The sequence below is a fragment of the Rufibacter sp. JT20002 genome, from assembly GCF_056491185.1.
In genome coordinates, this window is sequence record NZ_JBSZJY010000001.1 from 1178438 (window position 1) to 1204494 (window position 26057).

General features: G+C 46.5%; 14 protein-coding genes. 7 read left to right on the forward strand and 7 right to left on the reverse strand.

What is annotated here, in order from left to right; translation table 11 throughout:
• Positions 1-13 precede the first annotated feature (13 nt).
• The gene (locus ACW9SV_RS04570; protein ID WP_479555555.1) at positions 14-3157 is read right to left on the reverse strand and encodes a SusC/RagA family TonB-linked outer membrane protein; all 3144 of its coding nucleotides are present in this window, start codon (positions 3155-3157) and stop codon (positions 14-16) included.
• Positions 3158-3502: 345 nt separating this feature from the next.
• On the opposite strand from ACW9SV_RS04570, the gene ACW9SV_RS04575 reads away from it, so the two are divergent.
• The 5 genes from ACW9SV_RS04575 to ACW9SV_RS04595 all read left to right on the forward strand — a co-directional run bounded on the left by ACW9SV_RS04575 (position 3503) and on the right by ACW9SV_RS04595 (position 10503).
• A complete protein-coding gene (locus ACW9SV_RS04575; RefSeq protein ID WP_479555556.1) occupies positions 3503-4546 on the forward strand; it encodes a LacI family DNA-binding transcriptional regulator in 1044 nt (347 codons plus the stop codon).
• A 103-nt stretch (positions 4547-4649) separates the two neighbouring features.
• Positions 4650-6287, forward strand: coding sequence for a sodium/sugar symporter (locus tag ACW9SV_RS04580; RefSeq protein WP_479555557.1), 1638 nt, complete (start codon positions 4650-4652; stop codon positions 6285-6287).
• A gap of 94 nt (positions 6288-6381) precedes the next feature.
• A complete protein-coding gene (locus tag ACW9SV_RS04585) occupies positions 6382-7554 on the forward strand; it encodes a galactokinase (RefSeq protein ID WP_479555558.1) in 1173 nt (390 codons plus the stop codon).
• A gap of 82 nt (positions 7555-7636) precedes the next feature.
• On the forward strand, positions 7637-8659 hold the full coding sequence (locus ACW9SV_RS04590) for a UDP-glucose--hexose-1-phosphate uridylyltransferase (RefSeq protein WP_479555559.1): 1023 nt from the start codon (positions 7637-7639) through the stop codon (positions 8657-8659).
• A gap of 476 nt (positions 8660-9135) precedes the next feature.
• Entirely contained in the window at positions 9136-10503 is a 1368-nt protein-coding gene (locus tag ACW9SV_RS04595) for an MBL fold metallo-hydrolase (protein ID WP_479555560.1), read from the forward strand.
• Positions 10504-10672: 169 nt separating this feature from the next.
• Here ACW9SV_RS04595 and ACW9SV_RS04600 read toward each other — a convergent pair whose 3' ends face one another.
• The 4 genes from ACW9SV_RS04600 to ACW9SV_RS04615 form a co-directional block, all read right to left on the reverse strand.
• A complete protein-coding gene (locus ACW9SV_RS04600; RefSeq protein WP_479555561.1) occupies positions 10673-12214 on the reverse strand; it encodes a SulP family inorganic anion transporter in 1542 nt (513 codons plus the stop codon).
• A gap of 425 nt (positions 12215-12639) precedes the next feature.
• Positions 12640-15060 (reverse strand): YDG domain-containing protein, encoded by a 2421-nt coding sequence (locus tag ACW9SV_RS04605; protein WP_479555562.1) that lies wholly within the window; start codon positions 15058-15060, stop codon positions 12640-12642.
• A gap of 709 nt (positions 15061-15769) precedes the next feature.
• On the reverse strand, positions 15770-17779 hold the full coding sequence (locus ACW9SV_RS04610) for a T9SS type A sorting domain-containing protein (RefSeq protein ID WP_479555563.1): 2010 nt from the start codon (positions 17777-17779) through the stop codon (positions 15770-15772).
• Positions 17780-18777: 998 nt separating this feature from the next.
• Positions 18778-21627 carry a YDG domain-containing protein gene (locus tag ACW9SV_RS04615; protein ID WP_479555564.1) on the reverse strand — a complete coding sequence of 950 codons (2850 nt, stop codon included), beginning with the start codon at positions 21625-21627 and terminating at the stop codon, positions 18778-18780.
• A gap of 1224 nt (positions 21628-22851) precedes the next feature.
• Here ACW9SV_RS04615 and ACW9SV_RS04620 point away from each other — a divergent pair.
• Positions 22852-24021 (forward strand): S8 family serine peptidase, encoded by a 1170-nt coding sequence (locus ACW9SV_RS04620; RefSeq protein WP_479555565.1) that lies wholly within the window; start codon positions 22852-22854, stop codon positions 24019-24021.
• A 465-nt stretch (positions 24022-24486) separates the two neighbouring features.
• Positions 24487-24675 (forward strand): hypothetical protein, encoded by a 189-nt coding sequence (locus ACW9SV_RS04625; protein WP_479555566.1) that lies wholly within the window; start codon positions 24487-24489, stop codon positions 24673-24675.
• A gap of 79 nt (positions 24676-24754) precedes the next feature.
• On the opposite strand, the gene ACW9SV_RS04630 is transcribed toward ACW9SV_RS04625, so the two are convergent.
• Positions 24755-25366, reverse strand: coding sequence for a sterol desaturase family protein (locus ACW9SV_RS04630; RefSeq protein ID WP_479555567.1), 612 nt, complete (start codon positions 25364-25366; stop codon positions 24755-24757).
• A 58-nt stretch (positions 25367-25424) separates the two neighbouring features.
• Positions 25425-26000: a shikimate kinase gene (locus tag ACW9SV_RS04635; protein ID WP_479555568.1), complete on the reverse strand. Its 576-nt coding sequence runs from the start codon at positions 25998-26000 to the stop codon at positions 25425-25427.
• Positions 26001-26057 lie beyond the last annotated feature (57 nt).

The window sequence follows — 26057 nt, forward strand, 5'->3', positions numbered from 1 at the left end:
ATTAAACTTTAAACTAAAATCCGAATTGAATACCAAAAGAGAAAATGCGGTTAGACGGCCAGTTACCGGCATCAAATCCGCGCTCCTGAATTCTTAAGGAGCTGTTGTTTGGATCTTGGTTTCCAACCACGTCTGGGTCCAAGCCATCATAGTCTGTGATGGTGAGCAGGTTCTGGCCGCTTACAAAAACCCGGGCATTCTGCACATTCAGACGGCTTGAGAAAGCCTGAGGCAGGGCATACCCAATCTCAATGTTTCTGAGGCGCACGTAAGAACCATTGGAAAGCCAGCGGTCACTGCCAAACACGTTGTTCTGGGTTAAAGCCGGATCTCCCTCACTCACCCCAATCCTAGGATCGCTGGTGTTGGTGTTGTCTGGTCTCCAAGGGTTGATGTCGCTGCGGAAGTTGGTGTTCTGGTAGCTGTCCAGCACTTGTCTTACCCCGTTAAAGAGCTTGTTTCCGAAAACACCCACTAATTGGGCATTGAACGTTAGTCCTCTGTAAGAAGCGTTGAACTGGGCACCGGTTTGCAAGGTAGGCCAAGGAGAACCGGCGAAGTCTCTGTCTGCATCCGAGATCTGACCGTCTCCGTTGATGTCTTTAAACCGGATGTCACCTGGCTTGGCGTTTGGCTGGATCACATCCCCGGCGGCATTGGTGTAGGCGTCTACCTCTTCTTGGCTTTGGAAGAGACCATCTGTTCTGAGCACATACCACTCGCCAATAGAGCGACCTACCTGGGTACGGGTGATGCCCGTTTGGATGTAGTTTCTACCCTCGCCCTGGTTACCCACGCTTTCCACGGTATTATTAATAGTGGTGGCATTGGCAGAGACATCCCACTTGAAATCACGCTCGGTGCTGCGGTACGTAACCCCAATCTCAAAGCCGGTGTTTCTGATAGAACCAGCGTTTACCGCCGGGTTACCCCCTAAGTTACCCAAGTAATAGGCCAACGGAAGGTTAACCAGCAAGGCGTCCTTAGACAAGGAATTGTAGGCGTTCAACTCCAGACTGATGCGGTTGTTCAGGAAACTGGCATCCAAACCAATGTTTTTCACAATCCGGTTTTCCCACCGTATGTCTGGGTTGGTCAATCTGGCCTGGTATCCGCCTATCACCGGCGTTTGGCCCGGCCCGAAGACGGCCCTTGGGGCGGTGTTGGCAAAGCCCACAAACTCCCAGGAAGTTAAGAACGGCACAATACCCAACTCGCCGTAAGAAGCGTTGATCTTCAAATCATTTACCCAGTCGTTTTGGAAGAACTCTTCCTCGCTTATTCTCCAGGCGGCTGAGAAGGAAGGGAAGAAACCGGTTCTGTAGTCCTCGCCAAATCTGGAGTCCTGGTCTACCCTACCGGTGAAGGTGAAGAGATACCGGTCATTGTACACGTAGTTGATACGGCCCAGATACCCGTAGTTGCGGTATTCAAACGGGATACCTCCCCCGGCGCTAGACGTACCCGTGGCCGAACCGATAGTGGTAAAGTACTGGCCGTTGTACAAAGCCAGTGTATCACGACCCGCGATGGTTTCCTCTCTGGTGACATGCTGCGTGGTAAAACCAATCACCCCGTCCACGTGGTGCACACCCATGTCTTTGTTGAAGTTAACGGTATGGTCAAACTTGGTATTCAGGAACCTGGAACGGTTTTCCCCAATGCTGCTGGGCACGTCTGGCCGTTGGTATTGAATCCGGCCAATCTTGCGCAGGGTGGTGATGTGGTCAAAGCTTACCTCTAACCCTGCATCAAACTTATAGCTTACCCAATCGGCCAACTTCACATCCACAAACGCGTTGCCCACCATCTTAGCGAAATTGCTGTTGCGCTGCCACAGGTTATTCACCGCGACGGAGTTCCAGGCATAGGTGCGGGCTTCGTTTGTACCAATGGCCCAGCCTTCTGGGTTATAGATAGGGTCCACAAACTCGGAGCCCTGAACAGGCAGCACCGGAAGCATTTGCGGCAGGTCATAGAAAGGGTTTCCTTCTGCCGGAGCATCGTTATTGGTGTTGGTCAGCAGCAGGTTCTCGCCAAAGGTTAACCGGCCTCTTTTGCCGCGGGTGTTCACCCGAAAGCTTCCTCTGTTGAAATCATAGCCTTTCAAAACCCCTTTATTGGTGAAATAGCTACCTGACAATAGATAAGTGCCGCTCTCAGACCCTCCGGAAAGAGTGGCGTTGTAGTCTTGGGTATTCCCTATTCTCATCAGTTCATCTTGCCAGTCGGTGTCATACACCGGATTGACAATGCTGGCGGGAATGGGTTTACCTGAGTTCTCAAACTGCTGTCTCTGCATGGCCGCAAACTCACTGCTGTTCATCATGTCCCAGCGTTTCGGGATCTGTTGCACCCCAAAACGGGCAGTGAGGTTCAAGCGCGCGGGGCCTTCCTGGCCTTGTTTGGTGGTGATGATCACCACGCCATTGGCCGCCCGCGAACCGTAGATGGCCGCCGCCGAGGCGTCTTTCAAAATCTGGATAGACTCAATATCATTGGTGTTGATGGTGGAGTTCGCGTCTGACAGCATGCCGTCAATCACATACAGCGGGTTGGTGTCTGTAAAACTGGCGGCTCCCCTGATCTCAATCACGGCCCCTTGCCCGGGAGCTCCGCTGTTTCTTACCGTCACCCCTGGCGTTAACCCTTGGATAGATTCGGCCACGGAGTTGGCGACCACCCGGTTAGATTCTTCTGGGTTCACCACAGAAACGGCGCCGGTCAGGTCACGCTTCCTTACGGTTTGGTAACCAATCACCACCACCTCGTTCAGGGTCTGCTCATCTGGCTGCAGGGTGATGTTCAAGGTGGACTGACCGGAGATGGGCACTTCCTGCGATGTGAAACCTATATAAGACACGACAAGGGTTCCGTTTTCCTGGCCGCTTGCCAGGTTAAGCGAATAGTTGCCGTTGGCATCGGTGGAGGCGCCATTGCTGGTTCCTTTCACCAGAACGGTCACACCCGCCAACCCTTCTCCCTGGGCACTCACCACTCTGCCAGACACTGTTCTTCCCTGGGCACTTGCCTCAAAGGCAAAAGCGCTCATAAACAGACAAACCGATAGCACAAAAAGCCAACTACTGAGTTTCCACCGCCCCTGACGTTGGAATTCATAGACTAGCTGCATTTCATTGGGTAACTTTTTTTTCATGTAACGAGAGTTAAAAGTTGTAAAAGCAAACTACCTCAGACGAGAACCTATAAGATCTTTTAAAACAAACAGGCCGCAGGATGAAAATTTATCAATTCGTTAAAATAACGTAATCGATTACGTTGCATATTTACAAATTGCCAATTTAAATTCCTAGACAAACCCCTTCCCCTATCTGTTTTTATTTTAACTTTTTGCATTTTACATCCCGTTTATAGCCATATTTATTAAATTTTTACATGTAAAAACTACACTTATCTACCTTTTTGGCAAAAACATGCTTTAAACAGCTGTTTTGCGAAAATGTTAAACATTCTTCTATATTTACGTAATCGATTACGGAGCATGAGCAGGACCACTATCCATGATATTGCGAAGGAGCTGAACACCACGGCCGCCACGGTATCCCGCGCGCTGAACAACCATCCGTCTATCAGCGCGGCCACAAAGGAGAGTGTCAGAAAAGCGGCTCAGGAGTTAAACTACCAGCAGAACCGCGCGGCTTCCTCGCTCCGGTCTGGTAAAACCTTCGTGATTGGGGTCATCATCCCCAGTGCCGAGATAAGTTTCTTCGGCTCGGTCATCCACGGCATTGAGAAGATTGCCAAAAGTCAAGGGTATAGCGTGTTACTGTTCCAGACAAACGAATCGTATGAAGACGAGGCCCAAGGAATACAGACGCTGCTGCAGTCAAACGTAGATGGCATCATTGCCTCCATTGCAAAGGAAACCACCCGGTATGACCACTTTCTGGAGGTGAAAAAGCGAAAGATCCCCTTGATCTTGTTTGACCGGGCCATTGATGAGCTTGAGGTTCCCGCGGTGGTGATTGATGACTACAAAGGTGCGTACATGGCCACCGAGCACCTTATCCGGCAAGGGTACCAGCGCATTGCCCACATCTCGGGGCCCCAGCACATCCAGATATTCCATGAGCGCCTGAGAGGGTACGTAGATGCCCTGAAAGCCTATAGCCTGAAAGTAGACGGGGACCTGATCACGTACGGGAAAGTCTCCATCGATTCGGGCCGGGTTTGCGCAGAACAGCTCCTAAACCTACCCAACAGGCCTGACGCCATTTTTGCCGTGGAAGACTTTACCGCCCTGGGAGCCCTGCAGGCCATCAAAGAAACACAATGGAACAAGCCCGGGCAGATTGGGTTGGTGGGCTTCGCCAACGAAGCATTCAGCGCCTACATTACGCCCGGCCTAACCACCATTGACCAGCAAACAGCCCTTATGGGCCAGGAAGCGGCCAACATTTTCATGACCCTGAAGCAGGAGGAACAAAGCGTGTCTACCCCGCCCCGTAAAATTGTCCTGGACCCGGTATTGATTGTACGTCAGTCTTCTTTGCGGAGAAGAAACCCCGGAAACCGGAAAAAATAGAAATTTCTTATATTAAGATTACAAAACATACCCATTAAAAAGATATCTTCACCGAACTGTCTGAAAATTTATAAACAAACAAAACACCGTCACACTTCTTACTATGGGCTTACAAACCATTGACTACATTGTCTTCCTGGTCTACTTCTTTATCGTATCGGGGTATGGATACTGGATTTACCGGCAGAAAAAAGACGAAAAAATGGACTCCAAGGACTACTTCCTGGCCGAGGGTTCCCTTACCTGGTGGGCTATTGGAGCCTCCCTTATCGCTTCTAACATCTCTGCGGAGCAATTCATCGGGATGTCAGGTTCTGGTTTCGCCATGGGTCTGGCCATCTCTACTTACGAGTGGATGGCGGCAGCCACGCTGATTGTGGTAGCTGTGTTCTTTATTCCTATCTACCTCAAAAACAAAATCTACACCATGCCTCAGTTCCTCTCGCACCGGTACAACGATGCGGTGAGTACCATCATGGCGGTTTTCTGGCTTCTGGTGTACGTGTTTGTAAACCTTTCTTCTATCCTGTACCTGGGGGCTCTGGCCATTGAAACCATTACAGGCATTGACTTCTACTACTGTATGTATGGTTGCGCCATCTTCGCGATCTTCATCACCTTGGGTGGTATGAAAGTAATTGGCTACACAGACGTAATTCAGGTATTTGTATTGGTATTGGGCGGTTTGGCTACTACCTACCTTGCTCTTGACCTGGTATCTGATCAATTGGGCGGTACCGGTGCCTGGGACGGCTTAGGCTTCCTGCGCAAAGAGGCCGCTGACCACTTCAGTATGATTCTTTCCGAAGGCGAGATCATGATCCCTAACGGCGAAGGCGGAACCCGCGATGCCTACATGGACTTACCGGGCCTTTCTGTTCTGATTGGCGGTATGTGGATTGTGAACCTGAACTACTGGGGCTGTAACCAGTACATCACGCAGCGTGCCTTGGGTGCTGACCTGAACACGGCCCGTAGCGGTCTTTTGTTTGCTGCTTTCTTAAAACTGATGATGCCTGTGATTGTGGTATTGCCAGGTATTGCGGCGTATGTATTGCATAAGAATGGTTTGTTCCAGGCCGAGATGGCCAACGAATTAGGCCACGTTAAACCAGACCATGCGTACCCAGTATTGCTAAACCTGTTGCCAGTTGGTTTGAAAGGTTTGTCTTTTGCGGCCCTTACGGCTGCCATTGTGGCGTCTCTGGCGGGTAAAGCAAACAGTATCTCTACCATCTTCACCCTGGACATCTACCGCAAGTTCTTCAACAAGAACGCCTCCGAGTCAAGACTGGTAGGTTTTGGTAAAATCACCGTGGTGGTTTCCTTTATCATCGCCATCTTGGTGGCTCCTATCTTGCGTAACCTGGACCAGGCGTTCCAGTACATCCAGGAGTACACCGGCTTTATCTCTCCGGGTGTGTTTGCCATCTTCGCGCTGGGCTTCTTCTGGAAACGCACCACTTCTGCCGCGGCTCTAACCGCAGCGGTATTGACCATTCCACTTTCTACTTATTTGAAATTCCAGTTCCCAGAGATCCCGTTCCTGGACCGGATGGGTATTGTGTTTGTGGTGTGCGTGGTGTTAATGATTCTTATTACTTTATTTGATTCTAAGAGCAAGCACAATCCTAAAGGTTTGGAGATTGACTCTTCTATGTTCAAGACTACCACCACCTTCGCGGTACTATCCGTTTTGATTTGCGGTATTTTAGCGGCCCTTTACATCATCTTCTGGTAAAAGGCACTTAAATCAAAAGAAACTTAATTACGTTTACCTCTAAAGGCACAGCATTTACCAAAGTGCTGTGCCTTTAGACCTTAAAGCAGAAACTATGGTTGAAGACATTGTAGCCAAATTCAAGGAGCTATACAGAACAGAACCGGTAGTGGTCCGGTCTCCTGGCCGGGTGAACCTCATAGGCGAACACACGGACTACAACGAGGGCTTTGTGCTGCCTGCGGCCATCAACAAGGAAATCTTTTTCGCGGTAGCCCCTAACAACACCCAGACCATGCGGGCCTACGCTTTTGATTTAGATCAAAGCGCAGAGTTCTCGCTCACAGACGTGCAGCGCACCGAGATAGGCTGGGCCAATTACCTTCTGGGCGTGGTGGCGCAACTGCAGAAAGCCAACTACGAGGTAAAAGGCTTTGACCTGGTGTTCGGGGGCAACATTCCCATCGGGGCCGGGCTTTCCTCCTCCGCAGCCGTGGAATGCGGTTTAGCGTATGCGCTTAACTATCTCTACGCCTACGGCATTGAGCGTTTTGACATGGTGAAGATGGCCCAGAAAGCGGAGCATGAGTATGCACTAGTGATGTGCGGCATCATGGACCAGTTCGCCAGCATGTTCGGGAAGCACAACCACGTAGTGAAACTGGACTGCCGCTCATTGGAGTACCAGTATTATCCGTTCAACATCACAGATTACCGCATTGTACTCTGCGATACGCAGGTGAAACACTCCCTGGCTTCCAGTGAGTACAACACCCGCCGACAGGAGTGCGAAACCGGCGTAGCCCTGCTCCAGAAGCTTTATCCACAGGTGAACAGCCTGCGTGATGTGACTGAGCAGATGCTGGAGAGTCACAAAGATGAGTTTGACCCGGTGGTGTACCGCCGTTGTATGTACGTGGTGCAGGAGAATTTGCGCGTGGAAGACGCCTGCCTTGACCTAGAGCGCGGCGACCTGGAAGCGTTCGGTCAGAAGATGTTCGCCTCGCACCAAGGTCTGCAGCATGACTATGAGGTAAGCTGCCCCGAACTGGATTTCTTAGCCGACAAAGCCAGACAATCAGATGCCGTATTGGGCGCCCGCATGATGGGCGGTGGTTTTGGGGGCTGCACCATTAACTTGGTAAAGTTGGACAAACTGGACGAGTTTACCCGCCAGATGACCGAAGCCTACCAACAGCAATACAACATCGCTCTGAAAACGTACGTGGCCGAGATTGTGGACGGCAGCAGCCTGGTTCCGATTGATTTTTCCAAAACCACCCGCTAAACAGAGAGCAGCGAAAGCGACACTCTTAGCCTTATAGCGGATACCAGTTGCCTTCCTAACCACCCACTTACCACCTGAAACTATGAATACATTTGATATCACGGAGCACTCGCACCGGCGCTTCAACCCCCTGCTGGGCGAGTGGGTGCTGGTCTCGCCGCACCGCTCCAAGCGCCCCTGGCAGGGCCAGCAGGAGACCACCGAGAAGGACACCCGCCCGCAGTATGACCCTTCCTGCTACCTGTGCCCGGGCAACGTGCGCGCCAACGGTGAGAAAAACCCCGACTATCCTTCCACCTTCGTGTTCGTGAACGACTTCGCGGCTTTGCAGGCCGAAAGCCCCTCCGGCTCCTTCTCCAGCGGGATGCTGAGGGCAGAGAGCGAGCGGGGCATCTGCAAGGTGATCTGCTTCTCGCCCCGCCATGACCTCACCTTGTCTGACATGGAGACCACCGAGATCAAGAAAGTGGTGGACCTGTGGCAGGAACAGTACCGGGAACTGGGCGCCATGGAAGAGATCAGTTACGTGCAGATCTTCGAGAACAAAGGCTCGGTGATGGGCAGCAGCAACCCGCACCCGCACGGCCAGATCTGGGCCCAGAGCTCGGTGCCCGGCGAGCCCGCCAAGGAGACCGAGCAGCAGGAAGCTTATTTCCAACAAAACAGCCGCAGTCTGCTCTCCGACTACCTGGCCCAGGAGCTGGGGGAGAAAACCCGCATCGTAGTAGAGAACGAGCACTTTGTGGCCTTGGTGCCTTTTTGGGCCGTCTGGCCGTTCGAGACCATCCTCATCCCGCGCCGGCACTTCGGCCACGTGGGCCAGATCACGGAGGACGAGAAGCTCGGCTACGCCGGCATCATGAAGCGGCTCTCCTCGGTGTACGACAAGCTGTTCAACACCTCCTTCCCCTACTCGGCCGGCATCCACCAGGCGCCGACTGACGGTAAAGAGTACCCGGGCTGGCACCTGCACATGCACTTCTACCCGCCGCTGCTCAGATCGGCCACGGTCAAGAAGTTCATGGTGGGCTACGAGCTCATGGCCGACCCGCAGCGCGACATTACCCCCGAAAGTGCCGCTGAAAGGCTTAGAGGGTTGTTGTAACGTTTTATTTTGAACCCATTTTCCTGAGATCAGGCACTAAACAGCATCTCTTCATAATCAAAGCAGAAGCACCTGGATGATTGTAGTTCAGGTGCTTCTGCTTTTCAGCTTAATGGCAAGGGTAACCACAAGGCATTGCCCCTACCCTTGCTTTTGAAAGTGACCTCTGCGGACGCGAGCTTCCAGCTCGCGTCCGCAGAGGTCACTTTCAACTAACTGCATCCTCATCTATGTTGCACTGCAAAACAATCAAATAAAACCCTTTCCAGTTAGTCTAAAAGATCTTTCCAAGAGGACATCAGGTGCAGCAGAAGTGTGATTGAAGCAGATAGCAGGTCAAAAAGCAGTTATGCAGGAAAAGGGAGTCTCTCGTCATTTAAGCCCCATTTTCTAGAAATCAGCCTTAAAATTAAATTTTAAGACATCTGAAAAAGCTACTGCCCGTACAATCTCCACCTATTCAGACTTTCTTATCTATGACGATATCTTTTTACGGAGCGGCCCAAACCGTGACTGGCAGCAAGCACTTAGTTACTTTAGAGAACGGCAAACGCATTCTGTTAGACTGCGGCCTCACCCAAGGCATGGGTGATAAGACCGAAGAACGGAACCGTTCCTTTGACTTCGAGCCCGAGAACCTGACCTGCCTTATCTTGTCGCACGCGCATATTGACCACTCAGGTTTGATTCCTTTGCTGGTACGCGAGGGCTATACGGGTCCTATTTATTCTACCCCGCCTACGCTGGAACTCTGCAAGCTTTTACTCATGGACAGTGCCCGCATACAGAGCAACAACGGAAACGGCAGCACGGCTCCGCTCTACACAGAGGAGGATGCCGAGCAGGCCTTGCAGCAGTTTGTAACCGTGCCCTACGACGAGCCTTACCAAATTGACGACGACATTGAACTGCTCTTCACTGACACTGGCCACGTGCTGGGCAGCGCCGCCATCAACCTCAGACTGCAGGACGATGGCAAGGAGCGTACTATTTGTTTCAGCGGCGACATCGGACGGTTTGCCAACCGCATTTTGAATCCGCCGCAGGCATTTCCGCAGGCCGAGATCATCATCTGCGAGTCTACCTACGGCAACCGCGTGCACGACAGCCTAGAGAACACCGAGGAGCGTTTGCAGAAAATTGTGCAGGAAGTGTGCGTAGAACGCCAGGGCAAACTCTTGATCCCGGCGTTCAGCATTGGGCGTACACAGGAGTTGATTTATTCCTTAAACTACCTGGCAGAAGAAGGCCGCTTGCCCGACGTAAAAGTATTTGTAGACAGCCCGCTCTCAGTGTACGCCACAGACATCATGCGCGACAATCCGCAGTACTTCCGGGATTCTATGCAGGAATACATCAAGGATGATCCAGACCCGTTCGGGTTTCCGCAGTTGACCTACATCACCGATGTGGATGACTCCAAAGAGTTGAACAAGATAGACGAGCCTTGCGTCATTATTTCCTCCTCGGGCATGATGGAAGCCGGCCGCATCCAGCACCACCTCAAAACCAACTTATCTGACCCTAACAGCGCCGTGCTTATCACCGGTTACTGCGAGCCTTCCACTTTGGGAGGCAAACTGATGAACGGCGCGGAGAAAGTCTACATCATGGGCGATGAGGTGGAGGTGAAAGCCGAGATGATGATCATGAAGGAATACAGCGCCCACGCAGACTACGGCGATATTGCCAAGTTCCTGCACTGCCAGGACAAAGAGAAAATCCAGCGCATTTTCCTGGTACACGGTGAGAAATCGGTGATGAACCAGATGAAGGAAGACTTGATGGATTTGGGCTATCAGAAGATTGAAATCCCTGAATTCCGGCTGTCTTACGTGGTGTAAGTTTTGCTTAATTAGAATAGGAAAGCGTTTCGGGGCTGTTTTCGTTAAACACGCTCCGAAACGCTTTCCTGTTTTTTACCGTCTTTGAGCAGTTTAGAACTCGTTGGCGCGAGCTTGCAGCTTACTCAGAGGAAAACAGGCTAAAAAGACACTACTTTTCTCCAAGAAATTAGCTAAGCTTATCCGTCACGATGGCGTAGTGCGGGTCTTCCAAGATATTCACTTCTATGACGGCATCGGCATTCTTGAGCAAGAGACGACAATCTGGGCTTAGGTGCCGCAGGTGCAGCTTCTTGCCGGCTTTGTGGTAGCGCTCGGTTAATTTGTTCAGCGCTTCAATCCCAGACATATCTGCTACCCGGCTGTCTTTGAAGTCAATAATCACTTCTGCTGGATCACCGGACACGTCAAACTTCTCAGTAAAGGCGGCCACTGAGCCGAAGAACAGAGGCCCGTATAGTTCATAGTGCTTCACTCCGTTTGCATCCACGTATTTTCTGGCCCTGATGCGCTTGGCGCTTTCCCAGGCAAACACCAACGCCGAGATGATGACCCCAACTAAGACCGCCAATGCCAGGTTGTGTAGCCAGATGGTAATCACGGCTACCAGAATGCCCACAAAGACATCATGCCGCGGCATTTTGTTTATGATTCTAAAACTGATCCACTCAAAGGTACCAATAGACACCATAATCATCACACCCACAAGCGCCGCCATAGGCACCCGCTCAATAAAAGGAGCGCCTACCAAGATGATGACCAGAATAGTAAGCGCCGCAACAATACCCGCCAACCTGGCCCTTGCCCCAGCCGATAGGTTCACCAGCGTCTGCGCGATCATGGCGCAACCACCCATCCCGAAGAAGAAACCATTCAGAAGATTGGCACTGCCTTGCGCAATGCTCTCCCGGTTGCCATTCCCGCGGGTTCCGGTAATCTCGTCTACCAGGTTTAAGGTAAGCAAGCTCTCCGTGAGCCCCACACCAGTCATAATCAAGGCGTAAGGGAAAATCACTTCTAGGGTGTCTAGACTGAAAGGAATTTGGGGAATGTGAAAAGGAGGCAAACTACCGCTTACTGAGGCAATATCTTTTACCATTCTGGTTTCTACCTCAAAGCCCATTACAATACCAAACACTACTAATATGGCTACTAAGGAAGGAGGCACCGCTTTGGTGAACTTAGGCAACACCAGAATGATAGCGATGGTGAGTGCTACCAAACTAGCCATGATAAACAGCGGCGTACCCGACAGCCAGGTAGTTTCTCCGTTTACCACAGTCTTGAACTGCTCTACCTGCGACAAAAAAATAATGACTGCCAATCCGTTCACGAAACCAAACATCACCGGTTGAGGTACCAGCCTGATGAACTTCCCAAGCTTAAACAGCCCTACCAAGATCTGCAGGATGCCCGCCAAAGCCACCGCCGCAAATACGTACTCAAGGCCATGTGACTGCATCAAAGCGATGAGCACCACCGCCGTTGCCCCAGCCCCACCAGATACCATTCCCGGACGGCCGCCCAGCACGGCGGTCACCAGGCCCATGATGAAGGCGGCATACAAGCCCACCAACGGTGGGAACCCTGCTAAAATGGCAAAGGAAAGAGACTCAGGAATCATGGTCATGGCCACGGTGAGCCCAGCCAGGATTTCTTTTTTGTAATCCACCTTTTGACTGAAGTCAAAGAGGCGTAAGTAAAGCTTCATATTGAAAGGTTTAATTGGGGGAAATAGCTGCGCTCTAGCCACAAGGGCCCATAAGCGTTGCTACCTTCACTGAATTATATAGGAACTGCGGGAGTGTAACCAGTAATAGAAATTACCTGACAGGGATCTCACGGTGGAGTAAGCGCTATATATTGAAATGAATTTGCCATAGCGGGTGCAAAAGTACCATTTTTCACCTTAGGACTCGCAAATACAAACTAATAGGGAGAAGCTTCCATGAACCTGGCTCTCTCATAAACTTCCTTTTTTGGGCGCACTTCAAGAAATAGAGCTTGAAAACAGACACAGTTTTCTCAAAAAGATCTTTTATCTCTCAACAAACCTGATTTACAAAAGGGGCTAAAACAACAAAGGCCAACTCTGCAGAGGTGGCCTTTGTGTTACTTGGAGAATCGTCTGGTTACTTATTGCTTCACTACTCGGGTAGTTGATTTACTTGTACCTGTCTGCACTTGTACGTAATATACCCCTGCCGCTTGGCTAGCTAGATCAAGCGTGATAGGCTTACCCACCTCCATCTGCACCTGACGCTGCGACACTGCCCTACCGCTGCTATGGTACAGCGTCACCGTAGAAAGGCCACCACTAGTTGCAGAAGTCACATACACTTTATCCAGCGTTGGGTTGGGGTACACCTTCAAGGAAGTCTTGCTGAGGTGTTTTCCATCCGCCTCAACGGCTATCACTTTAGAGTACTCAAATTTGCCATCAAAGTCTACTTGCTTTAAGCGGTAGTAAACAACGCCGGCCGGAGCATTCCCATCGGTAAAAGCATACTCTTGTACCACGCTGGTTGTTCCGTTTCCTTTCACCTTGCCCATAGAGGTGAAGGCCTTGCCATCCTGGCTGCGCTCTACGGAGAAGTAGTCATTGTCTTTTTCTGAGGCGGTAGACCAGGTCAGATAAACAGAAGCGTTTTGGGTTTGTTTTCCTTCAAATGAGATGAAAGAAACAGGTAACGGTCCGGGCTCAATGTTGGCTGAGGTTGGAGCAACAGAAGTTAAGATGTAGTTACCTTTATCGTTTCCTTCAAGTGTTGCGCCTGTTAGAGTTACCGTCCAGGTTCCGACCTCAATATTAGCAAAGGTAGCTGTACCCCCAACAAGTGCTACATCATCTGTTACAATATGCCCCACCAGTATTCTAGAACCGCTTACTACTGTAGCACTATTTGTGCCGTCCCTCAACTTGTCTTCTGCTTCAAAAGCACCTGTAATCTTTAAAGCAAAAATCTCAGCGGTCAAGCCTATAGGTTGTTCAAGCCTATAGTTACTGAAATCATCTCCCTCAATAGTAAATCCAGTAACAGTCACTGGTTTATTGGCGCCCACGTTTTTGTCAGCGAATGCAGCATCTGCTAAGGAAGTATTCAGGGTCACTTTCTCCTCTACACCATCAATAGAAACAACTCCGCTTAGGCTTGGTGTACCGGTTAGTTTGGCAATGGTTGTACCATCATAATCCCTATTTAGAATGGACACCCCAATTACATTTACAGGTCTTAAAAGTATATTGGCGGTTGTTGATGAAGTTGTATTAAGAAGCTTGTAGTTAGGTGCATCTGCCCCCTCAATAGTAATACCACTGACATTTATAGCCCTTGGCCCTACATTCTTGTTTACAAAAGTTGCGGAAGTATATTTAGCCCCAATAATATCACCACTAATAGAATCTGACACAAACTTCACCGTAGCAACAGTTGTTCCATCATAGATTTTGTTATGCCCAATTGTTGTAACGGTAAGATCTCTTTGGGTGATATCTGCAACAAGATTAGAAGGCTGACTCAGGATGTAGTTGCTGGCAGCTGCCCCCTTTAAAGTGCTGATTGAAGTAACTGGGATATTTACTCCAACTTTTACACTTGAAAACACACCAATACCATCATAGGCAACTTGGTCATTACCTACTATACCTGTTAAGGCTCCAGTTATGGTTGCAATGTTAGTTTTGTCATAGACTTTACTGTTTGCCGCTGCGTTAGCTAGCGTGAGCACTTTCTGTGTAATTGTAAGAACTACTTCTGTTCTGGTAGGGCTAACGCAACCAGAACCATTCCGGGCTTCCGCGTAATATTTATAAGTGCCGGCTAGAGTGGTGTTTGGAGTATATGTGGCCAAATTAGTGGCCAGCAAGTTTCCGCCTGTTGCGGCACTATACCAATTGATAGTTTGCCCACTAGGCACGGTTGCGGTAAAGCTTGGAGTAGCGGTTCCATAAGTTATAGTTTTGCTGGTTTCAGCACTTGTAATAACCGGAGGATTGCTAGGAATAGGGTTAATGGTGATTGGCACTCCACTTGTTGTTGCAGAAGTTGGGTTGATCGAATTCATTGTAAGCGTAAAGTTTCCCGTTTTATTAGCCGGAATAGAGATTACCTGGGTTATTCCTATTGTTGTACTCTCCTTCTCATTCCCGCTCCCCGTTGCATAGACAGTATCTTTTGAGAAGGTGGCTATCGGATTAGCATCACCGCTCAGAAATACCCTATAGGTAGTACCTTTCGTAAATTTATTTGTTTGGCCTATACCTGGCCCATTCACAGTGTTGAAAGTGATTTTAATGGCAGATCCACCACAAATTGTTGCTTGTGACACCTTGACATTATCAATTCTGGCTTGGGATTGGGCATCGACTTCAAGGATGGCCACTAATGACGTAAAAGCGATCAAAAATATTGTTCGAACAAGGTTGTTCAGCGATCTTGCCTCCTTATTAAACTTTATACTAAAAGTTTTCTGTGACTCTGATTGCAACAGCAATTCGCTTTTTACTGTTGATCTTCTTTCAAATAATGAGTACAACTTTTCCATAAATTTCTTCAATAAAAACTACCGTAATCAACCAAACCATATTTTATCTTGTTTTTATTACAATAATTTAATCAAAAAAATTCATCATAAGCATACCTCTACTTTGTCCTACAATGCAAAGGCTAATTTTTAGTACAATTTTATTTCATAAGGTTTATTTAAATATTCATATACAAATCTTCTAATAACTACTTGAAAAACAGGCAGTACTTGAATATGTGAGAAGAGCAATAGGAATAGTTTAAACTGATGGCAGCAACTACACTAAAAAGGTTCTATTCTAAAGAAGGGAGGAGTTGAATTTTATTTAAAACGTTTTATGAAAAAGAGAATATATCCTATGCTTTTATATTAGCAAAAACCCTAAAAAGACCTTTAAATCAACAAACCACCGATACTTAGGCCTTGCATCAGCCATGCATTACAGCTTAACCATAAACAATTTTGCCTAAAATGAGCCTATAAAAACTCAGCAACTGTAGTTGGTTAGAAAAGAGATTGAGCAGCTACAAGATTAGTTATCATTACAAGATCTACTGTCTTTACAACTGCTAGGCTTAAAGCAACAAGAGCAACAGTAGTGTTTATTGCTGCAGAGTTGGGAAAGATTAACCGACACCAAACCTACCCTCCACCACACGCGCAAAAAACTAAGGCACAAAAGAGAGGCCGCCCATTTTTGAGCGGCCTCTCTTTTGTGCCCGAAAGCGATAACAATCCTCTACTGCTTCACAACTTTGGTTATTAGCTTTCCAGTCTCAGTCTCTAAACGCACGAAATAGATCCCTGCACTTTGCATACTCAGGTCTAATGGGGTAGATTGCCCAGGCTCTACCTGCACGGTTTGCTGAACCACCACCTTGCCACTACTATCATAGACAGTTATCGCCCCTTTTCCTGAAAGAATGCTAGAAACTACATTCACCTGACCAGTAGTTGGGTTAGGATATACCTCCAAAGTAGCTTTGGTTAATCCGTTTTCAACTGGTTTTACAACTACGGCTTCAGAGTATTCAGCTTTCCCCTCAAGGTCTACCTGTTTTAGCCGGAAGTAAAGGGGTTGATTTGAATTATCAGAAAGTGTAGTGGTGTAGGCCTGTGGAGTTACATCACCTTCCCCTCCTTCAATTTTCCCACCAACAACTTGAAAAGTCTTGCCATCCACACTTTGCTGAACCTCAAAGAAGCCTTTCTTATCTCCTAAATTAGAAATCCAGGACAGTTTCACTTCATCGCTTGCTCTCACAGCATCAAAACTAGTTATGGAGGCAGACTGGGTAGTTACGGCACTAACAGAACCAATCTTGTTCACTACTTTCTTGCCAATGTAGCTGCCCACTTTGAAAGCAGCATTACTGGCATCTCTGGTAATTCCTCTTTGCATGCGATAGTATAGAGACAAGACACTGGAGCTAGAATAAGAAGTGGACACTTTCAAATCCCAAATAGTCCCTTTGCCTATCGCTTCTACCACTGGCACCTCTACTCCGGCAGATTTAATGGTGAACCCTTCTTTTGTTAAGAGAACTGGTCTGTCAAACACCACTCTTACTTTATTGGTCTCGGTGATAGTTGCACTGGTGATTCTAGGGGGCAGAATATCTGAGGCAGGATTGGCAAAAGTAGTTTTCATCTTGAACAGGTTGATCAAACCTGTAGAGGAATTGAAGGTAACCTTATCCAGACTTCCGCTTTTGACAGTTACGGAGGCAACATTGGCACCTTTCAGCAACAGAGAAACATCTCTAAACCTGTTGTGCTCTGGTATTTTAGAATAATCAAGCGTCACGATGAATTTTTTATTGACGGCATCGTAGGTAGACGTCTTAACCAGCAACCTCTTTACTTCGAAGTACTCTATCAGTTCCTGTAAAGAAGGCACCCACACCCGGTCTTTGGAGGCCGTCTGTAAGTAGTTCATCAGATCTGCCCATTTTGCCAAGTCCGGACCATGGGTTCCCAATCTAAACATCTGAGGAGTGGCAGTGGTGGCCTTCAACAAAATCAGTCTGTCTATTTTCTCTTTAAAAGAATCTGTTGTGATCTGGTCCCATTTATCATTGAAAGACCTATGAGTGTACAGCATTTGGCTCCAGTCTGGTGACAAAGCTGCGTACCCACTGAACAAAGAAGCATCATCTCTCCGGGTCTGGGTAGTGAGCCCTATGTACCCAAGCTGCTTGGCCGTGGGCTGGTACCCCTCGTCATTAGTGGGCGTAACGGCCACCCGTATGCGGTAAGGCAGGCCTGCTGCGGCCATTTTAGAATAGAATACTTTGGTATTTTCATGTATGTTTTTGGCGATGTCTCCGTCAATGAGCGGGTTGCCAGCGCTATGGGCATACCCATGGTTCTCCAGGGTCCATTTGTTTCTGACAAGCAGATTCAGGCCCTCCTGGTTTATCTTCTTCCCAGAAGCGGTATATACAATCTGATCTTGGTTGAAGTTATTGAGCAGGTTCAAGGCAATGGCTCCTCTGTAATAGACTTTATTGCCACAGCCATCGGTATGAAATTTACCTGGGTAGGTCACTCCATTAGAGGCTGTTCCGCCATTCAGTATTTTAAATACATCTATCGCTTTTCCACTGTTGTCATCCATCTCAAAATTAAACACCCCTGCTTTGTTGTACTTCAGGTTTGCATACTCAGTAGTAGGCGCACTTGTCACATTACTAAGCCCTATTTCAATAACTACTTTGTCGGTGATGGTCTCTGTTGCTACCGCCATGGCAGCAGAGGTAGAATTTGTAATCAAGTCCCCTGTCCCCAAGGCATTCAGGCTACCTGCATTTACCGCAGGCTCTAACAACAGAGCGGAAAGAGTTTGTCTCCAAGGGAACGAGTAGAAGTTTTTACTTACGGCAACATTTTGTAAAAAGAACAAACAAAACAGCAAACACAACAGCTTCTTTGAAAAGCGCAATAAATACATAAAAAACACAGTTACTTTAAACAATTAGGATATTAAAAGGTTGAAAATTCTAACTATCCTTTAAAGTTGGGAATAAATGTGTTTTATTCAATGATTTAGGCCATCAACAGCAAAGTTTCAACAGGCTTTAAAATATTATATCCAGACATATTATAAATTAGAATAAAGAAGCTTAGTCTTACAAAAAGACAATTATCAAACCAGTAAATTCCTGCTTATACAACTTGTTTTAACCCCATCATTATCATCTTCTAAAGTTTAAACCTGCGTTTAGCTAAGCCTTTCAAATATTTATAAAAAAAGAATACACCTATTTAAATATAAGCAATCACCTATATTCCTACTTTCAAAAATCTTACCTCAAAAGAGGCATAGAAAAAATTAGAAGATTACAGAACTGCATTCATGCAAATACCGTAGCGCAATCCGCTTGCCTACTGACTTATTTCAACTTACAAGTACTTATAAAATTCAGGAAACCAGTTTGGCTTGAGCAGCAAAAGCAGAGCGAACGCAAATTTGCTGCATCAATACAGAGCTCACATAAGACAGACAAATAACTAGAATCTGGCTTTTAGAAATAACAACCGGCTCCTAGTCTCACTTCTCCCCCTTATTTTCTTTCCTTTACAAGAAAACGGCCTCAAAATAGCGCCTGCCTTTACCCTCTCATCCTAGTCCAAACCCATCTTGGCCATAAGCGCTAAGCAGACTTTTACGCCATCTAGCATAAAAGCCAAACGGCCACCTCTGTAGCAGAGATGGCCGTTTGGCTTTTATCAGGCAATAGATAACTACTGCTTCACTACCCGTGTAGTAATCTTTTCAGTGGCGGTTTGCACCTGCAAGTAATACACACCTGCAGTTTGATTTGCCAGATCAACGGCAACTGGCTGACCAGCCTCAAACGCAACTTGCTGCTGCATCACAACACGTCCGCTGCTATGGAACAAGGTCACTGTAGCCGATCCGTTTAACTCAGACGAAGCGATGTTTACTTTTCCTGAAGTAGGGTTAGGATATACTTCTACAGAAGCCTCTACACCAGGCTTCACTTCGGTTTGAACAGCAATCACTTTTGAATACTCAAATTTACCATTGAAGTCTACTTGCTTCAAGCGATAGTACACCGTGCCAGCTGGAGCAGAAGCATCAGCGAAGCTGTAACCCACCAGAACGTTGCTGTAACCACTTCCTTTCACCTTACCGACACTTGCAAAGGTTTTCCCATTTTGGCTACGCTCTACTTGGAAGTAGTCGTTGTTTTTCTCTGCCGCTGTTCTCCAAGTTAGATTGACTGCTGCATTTTTGCTTTGTTTTCCTTCAAAGGATACAAAAGTAACTGGCAGAGTGTTCTCTCTGATACTTGCAGTAGTAGGTGCCATGGAAGCCAAAGTGTAATTGTTGGCATCATTACCGGTCAAGGTGGCTCCACTCAAAGTCACACGCTTGTTGTTCCCTATTGCAGCATCATCAAATTTGGCCAAACCACCCGTATGGCTTACCTGATCAGTGGTTACATGACCTACCAAGCCTCTTGTTAGGACTTCAGCATTTGTGTTGCCATCAAACAATTTATCTTTTGCCGTAAATGTACCGGTGATTGTTCTAGGCGTAATAGCGGCAGACGGAGAAGAAATTGTATTTGAAAGAATATAGTTTAGCGCATCAGTTCCTTCGATTCTAACGTCTTCTACGGTCACAACTTTGTTTGTCCCAACGTTTTTATTTGCAAAGGTAGCGGAACCATACAAAGCATTCACCACATCACCAGACACCTTATCGGTTGTTAGGGTAACTGGCGCATTGATATTTCCATCGTAAATTTTATCCTGGCTAGTTGCTGTAACATTCAAAGTCCTTTGTGTGATGTTAGCAAAAGCAGTAGCAGAGGTATTAAAAGAGTAGTTGATCGCATCTGCTCCACTAAGGGTTATGCCATTTACGGTTACCGTTTTATTGGCAGCTACAACCTTTGTTCCAAATGAAGCAGAGGTATAAGCAGGATTCACTACATCATTTGTAAACTTATTTGTGCTCAGGAGAACTGTAGCTGTAGTGTTTCCATCATAGACCTTATCCTGGCCAGTTGCCGAAACAACAAGTGCTCTTTGAGTGATGGCAGCCGAAGCAGTTGCAGTAGTGTTAGAAAGCGTGTAGTTAGCAATACCACCACCGCTAATAGATATGCCACTCACATTGATTGTTCTAGTACCCACGTTCTTCTCTACAAAGGCCGCAGAAGTATAAGCAGACACCACATCATCTGACCCTAATTTATTAGTGGAAAGGCTAACTGTAGCAGCAGTCGTTCCATCATAAACTTTTCCCTGCCCAGTGGCAGTTACCGCAAGGGGCCTTTTTGAGATGCTTGCAGTCAACCCTGCGAGAGGAGTCAAGGTATAGTTTCCTCCATCTGCTCCTCCTAGAACACCTGTAGAAGTCACTGCAATACCATCTCCAGCATTCGCCGTTGCAAAAGTTCCACTATTGCTCCAAGTAACCATATCCGGTGAAATAACACCAGTCAACGTGCCTGAGATTGTTGTAGCAGTTGTTCCGTCATAAACTTTACCATTTGCAAAAGGAGAGGCAATAGTAAGTGTCGCAGAAGAAATGGATGCGGTTAAGGTAGATGGTTGAATTAAATTATAGTTTGCAATAGTGGCTCCTGTAACGGTGTACCCTGAAACTGTTACTAGCTTGTTTACACCTACCGTCTTTGAACCAAATGAAGCTGTAATTCCAGAAGTATTCAAAGTTAAAGTTTCACCAGCAACTACCCCGTTTAATACGGCAGTTCCTGTTAAAGAAGCTGTAGCGGTTGCATTGTAAACTCTACTTACCGCAGAAACACCTGAAATGGTAAGATCCTTTTTATTGATTGTTAAAGTCACAGGAGTTCTAGCAACACTTGCGCAGCCGGCTGAATTATAAAGTTCGGCATAATACGTGTAAGTGCCGGCACTTTTCTCTGTTGGCGTAAAGGTAGAAGAAGAAGATAGCGGCGCTCCATTAGTGGCGACATTATACCATCTCACTTGCAGCCCAGCGGGAGGAGTCACAGAAAAAGTAGGGTTAGCACCTCCATAAGTAAATGTTGTTGGTTGATTATTTACAACATTTATTACGGGAGTTTCAGGAAGACCCACTGAGAAACTCGTTGTAAACAAGTCTACATTTTGCCCCTGCCCTGGAATGGAACCTATATATCTTGGGCTGCCATTAGAAAGCGCAGTAAATCTAAAGACACTATCAACTTGAGTAGTACCGTTAGAGGTAGTGATACTTCCAAGCTCTTCCAACAAAGTAGCAGTTGAACTATTCCCATTATAAACACCTATCCTGAATACAGTTTTCCCATTCTTATTACTTTTCACTGATACCGTAACTTGACTACCAGGACAATAAGAACTAGCATTAACTGACAAAGTCTGAGCTGTTGCTTCATGCCCATTTACAAAGGATAACCCAGCAATCAGGAACATCAAAAAAGCAAATTTGGAAAGCAATGTGCTTTGAGACGAAAGAGAGGCCTCATAAGAAGCTGTGGATTTCTTCACTCCTACCAATTGTTCCCTTCGCATAAAATGCGAGAGCGTTTTTGTTAGAGCAACCTTACCAGACGAGTACAATTTTTTCATAAAGGGTGACTAGATATTGATTGATTATTGTATTACTTAGTTACTTCTTTGAACCAGTACTACAAATTTGGCAATCCCATCTATCAATTCACCACATTTATAATTATAACGATTTTTATAATCTAATATAATAAATAGAAATTTTGATCTAAAACCACATCAACAACTTACAATTAAATACTATTAACATCTTCCTCAATTCGGCTTAACATCAACTTTCACTTGAATTAGTCATACACTCCTCTAATATTTTCAATGTCAGTACATACAATTAGTTTCATTCTGCTAAATGAACAATTTTCCAAATTTTACCATAATTTTAATTATTATTTTAACATAACCTTTTAGCTAAATCTAAGTATAACAATAGTTTTAACCACATCAATTTAACAAAATAGTAATACTTTATGTTATGCATGCATACTTTATTAAATTTCATACCCTTGGGTTCATAAAGATTTTAATGTGCAGTAAACAGAAATCGAGAGTGAATTACAATCTATCTAAACACTTTTCAACTAAGGGATAGTTATATAAGAAGGGTCTTTTTACAAGTACAAGGGATGAATTAAAGGCTACATCTCTAATAGATTCTAAAGCTGGGATTTAAGCAGCAAATCACATAGGAGCAAACCCCTTCTCTAAGAAATGCTTCTTCAGAAAAACTACAAACATCAGGTAAGCCAAACACCAAAGAGAACAAGCAGAGCAGATAACACCAACGTGCTTACATTATAGTATATATATTAGAAATTTAATATTAGATTCTACTCAAGTTGAATACACTATACAGACTACAAAAGGCAAAGTTTACTTGCAGTTAACAATAGCTGGACGGGAAGCAAATAGTAGATACAAGTCAATATGCTTTCCTTAAAGCAAACCAGAAGTGCTTTATATGTAGAACCTCAAAAACACTGTGCAGAAAATTATTCTGATTGTTCCTGCCAAAAGCCACTTTGTATATGAATCAAAGAAAGCATTCGTTTAGCAGCAACATTTTAGCCATCTTATTTACAAATTGTTGAATTTGAGGCTAAAAACTGCTTTCTGAGTTTAACATTCCTAATTAACCATATAACATTTCAATGTTCATTGGACCCAAAAACGGGTCATTTAGACCGATTTTTTTGAAGCAAATGAACCATTAACAAGAGGGGCGGGTTACGAAAAAGCGCAACATTAGGTTACGTGCAGTTTGTCTTTAACTCAAAACAATTGACTATGCGATCAACTAATTTCAAAAAAGCGGTCTCTTTCTTTGCCTTGGCCTCCGTTTTCTCCATGGCTGGATGTCAGAAAGATGAGCTTTTAGAAGAAACGGCCCCTGTGCCGACGCCTCCTGCCACTTCCTCCAATACAGTAGAAGGCAAGTATATTGTAGTAATGAAGAATGGTAGCGCCGCTTCTAAGCAGGAACTTAGAGACCGTTTATTTCAGAGATTAGGCATCAACAAGAGTCGCGTAAGTGATGTTTTTGACGGGGTATCTGATGGCTTTACAGGCAACCTCAGCAAAGAAGAGGTACAGCAGTTAATGCAAGATGAAAACGTGGCGTACGTAGAACCAGAACAGGCTGTCATGCTGGGCAACGCTTCTACCTCCTCTACCCTAACCACCTCTACCACTACTTCTACCCAAACCATTCCGTGGGGCGTTTCCCGGGTGGGGTATGGTGATGGCACCGGTAAAACAGTATGGGTGATTGACTCAGGCGTTCAATCCACGCACCCCGACCTTAACATTGATAAAACCCGCAGCAAGTCTTTCATCTCTGGGGTAACTTCCTGGGAAGATGGTTACGGACACGGGACTGGTGTTGCTGGTATCATTGGAGCTAAAAACAATGGCGTGGGCGTAGTTGGGGTCGCTGCTAATGCAACCATCGTAGCACTACGTGTATTTGATAACGCAGGCGCTGGCACTCTAACCCGCATTTACTCTGCCTTAAACTATGCTTACACCAACGGGAAAGCCGGAGACGTGGTAAACATGAGCTTACGGGTAGATGCCTCTACCATGCTAGACGACCTGGTGAAGAAAGTTGCCGCAAAAGGCATGTTTGTAGTGGTTGCCGCTGGTAACAGCTACATTGACTGCAAGAACGATTCTCCTGCCCGCGTAGTGGCTCCAAATGTGTACGTGGTTTCTAATATGGACTCGTATGGCAAGTTCAGTCCTACCTCTAACTTTGGGGCATCGGTGAAATATGCAGCACCGGGCACCAACATCCAAACTACTTGGAAAGGCAGCGGATACGCTACCGGTAACGGCACCTCTTATGCCGCTCCGCACGTGGCTGGTATCTTAGCTCTCACCGGCGGAAGAGTAAACTCTCAAGGCTTGGTGACCAGCGACCCAGATGGTAAACCAGATCCTATCGCTTTAAAATAGAAGGACCCTTAACGGTTCAAACAAGAGAGGCCCATCATAATGATGGGCCTCTCTTGTTTCTATAAAGCTAAGTTTTCAAGATGAAGTAACTTCAACGAGCCTTCCTTTTAAGCACTCCTTTCTAAAAAGGCATTTCAGGTCTGTTTTCTGAATTTGAGCATAAAAAGAGACAAGGTAAACACATGTTTCTATCAAGCTTCAGGATCTGAAAATGAAATGAACAGGGTGTTTACTCTCTTTAATTTCATCACATGGCACAAACCGTTTAAAAGGATCTTCCCTTATTTACATTGCCCAAAACAGGTAATTACCAGCCACTTAATGTCATCAGGAGACAAATCCTAGCTTATTAAATATAGACTTATTTAGTGAGGCTTTAACCTTTTTGCACAAAAAGCAGTAATCTCATAACAGACGGTTTTTAATGAAAACCAAGCTTTTATAAACTGACTTAAAATCACTGATATGAGAAATTTACAAGCATACTTCTTTGCATTCATGCTGATCTTCACCATGACGCTTTCCAGCTGTGACGTCATCGGGGATATCTTTCAGGCGGGCATGTGGACGGCCGTCATCATTATTGTGATCGTGATTGCCTTGATCATGTGGCTCCTCCGCAAAATACGGGGAGGGGGAAGAAACCGGTTTTAGACTTTCTTCATTGTAACAGCATAAAAAAAGAGAAGGCCACCTATGACTAGGTGGCCTTCTCTTTTTTTATGCTAATAACTTACCTTTTACGCTGCTCAGGCATAGTTCCTAAAATCCAGTCCCAAAGCGGGGAAGAAACGCCGTACGCTCTTTCAGGATCTTTGTAGTGGTGGATACTGTGGTGAATCCAAAGCTGTTTCAAGAAGTTCTTGGGCGGCGCATACGCGTGTACCGCGTAATGCACGAAAAGGTACAGGGCATACCCAAACAGAAATCCAGCCACCAACCCAAACACCATTGACCCGAAGATCAGTTTAAACACGAAAAAGAAAAACGAGGCGATAAACAAGCTCACGATAGGGGGCATTGCCAACCGGGTTTTGTCTTTAGGATAGTCATGGTGGTTGCCATGAAACGTGTATTGAATGTTCTTCTTAAACTCATTGGTAGGCGCCATGTGGAAGATGTAGCGGTGCGCCATGTATTCTACCAAAGAGAAAATAAGCCAACCAGCCATAAACAACCCTACCGCCGATAATACATCCAGGAAGCCGTACGTGAAACCGTAAATCAGCAAACCTGTTGCAATGACTAAAAAGATAGTAATGGGAATGGCAATATGAGTGTGGGTAAGACGCTCCAGCACCGGATTCTTGAAAAGAGTCGCAGATCCTTTATGATTCGGTTTCATAGTAAGTGAAAATTAGATGAAACGTTTCTTGCTGTGAAACGTGCAAAAATAATCAAAATTATCTAGAACCGGTCCCTGATGCGAGATTAGAGGGGATTAAAAGCCTGCCAATTGCTTGTGCCACCTCCTTTGGAGGATTGTCACCCGCTGGCACCGTGTAAGTGGCTTGTTTGTAAAAAACCTCCCGTAAAGACAGAGTATCAGACAGATACTGCCTCAGCTCGGCCGGAGTTTTGTCTCGCAGCAAGGGCCGTGCTTGTAGATCCTGCGCCTTTAATCTGACCACTAAATTTTCTGGCGAAAGTTTAAGGTAAACCGGTATGCCCTCTGCTACCATGTAGTCCATGTTCCCGCAAAAGCAAGGCGCCCCGCCTCCGGTGGCCAGTACCATATTCCTGTGATTTGCTGTCGCTTGGCGTAAGGCCCGTGCCTCAGCTCCTCTGAAGTACTCCTGTCCTTGTTGCGCAAACACTTCTGGCACCGTTGCCCCTTCCTGCTCTTCAATCAAGGTATCCAGATCCAGGAACTGGTAGCCTAAAACCTTTGCCAGCACCTTCCCCACCGTAGACTTCCCACACCCCGGCATCCCGACGAGGAAAATCTTGGAGACATCTTTATGTTGAGAGTAAGACATGGCAATGGTAACTAATGAATGACGGCGTACATGAGGGCTTAAGTGAAGGAGAATGAG

Bases quoted from the DNA above. Each gene is read 5' to 3' on its own strand.
- ACW9SV_RS04570 (WP_479555555.1), bottom strand. From the start codon at position 3,157: ATGAAAAAAAAGTTACCCAATGAAATGCAGCTAGTCTATGAATTCCAA.
- ACW9SV_RS04575 (WP_479555556.1), top strand. From the start codon at position 3,503: ATGAGCAGGACCACTATCCATGATATTGCGAAGGAGCTGAACACCACG.
- ACW9SV_RS04580 (WP_479555557.1), top strand. From the start codon at position 4,650: ATGGGCTTACAAACCATTGACTACATTGTCTTCCTGGTCTACTTCTTT.
- ACW9SV_RS04585 (WP_479555558.1), top strand. From the start codon at position 6,382: ATGGTTGAAGACATTGTAGCCAAATTCAAGGAGCTATACAGAACAGAA.
- ACW9SV_RS04590 (WP_479555559.1), top strand. From the start codon at position 7,637: ATGAATACATTTGATATCACGGAGCACTCGCACCGGCGCTTCAACCCC.
- ACW9SV_RS04595 (WP_479555560.1), top strand. From the start codon at position 9,136: ATGACGATATCTTTTTACGGAGCGGCCCAAACCGTGACTGGCAGCAAG.
- ACW9SV_RS04600 (WP_479555561.1), bottom strand. From the start codon at position 12,214: ATGAAGCTTTACTTACGCCTCTTTGACTTCAGTCAAAAGGTGGATTAC.
- ACW9SV_RS04610 (WP_479555563.1), bottom strand. From the start codon at position 17,779: ATGGCGGTAGCAACAGAGACCATCACCGACAAAGTAGTTATTGAAATA.
- ACW9SV_RS04615 (WP_479555564.1), bottom strand. From the start codon at position 21,627: ATGAAAAAATTGTACTCGTCTGGTAAGGTTGCTCTAACAAAAACGCTC.
- ACW9SV_RS04620 (WP_479555565.1), top strand. From the start codon at position 22,852: ATGCGATCAACTAATTTCAAAAAAGCGGTCTCTTTCTTTGCCTTGGCC.
- ACW9SV_RS04625 (WP_479555566.1), top strand. From the start codon at position 24,487: ATGAGAAATTTACAAGCATACTTCTTTGCATTCATGCTGATCTTCACC.
- ACW9SV_RS04630 (WP_479555567.1), bottom strand. From the start codon at position 25,366: ATGAAACCGAATCATAAAGGATCTGCGACTCTTTTCAAGAATCCGGTG.
- ACW9SV_RS04635 (WP_479555568.1), bottom strand. From the start codon at position 26,000: ATGTCTTACTCTCAACATAAAGATGTCTCCAAGATTTTCCTCGTCGGG.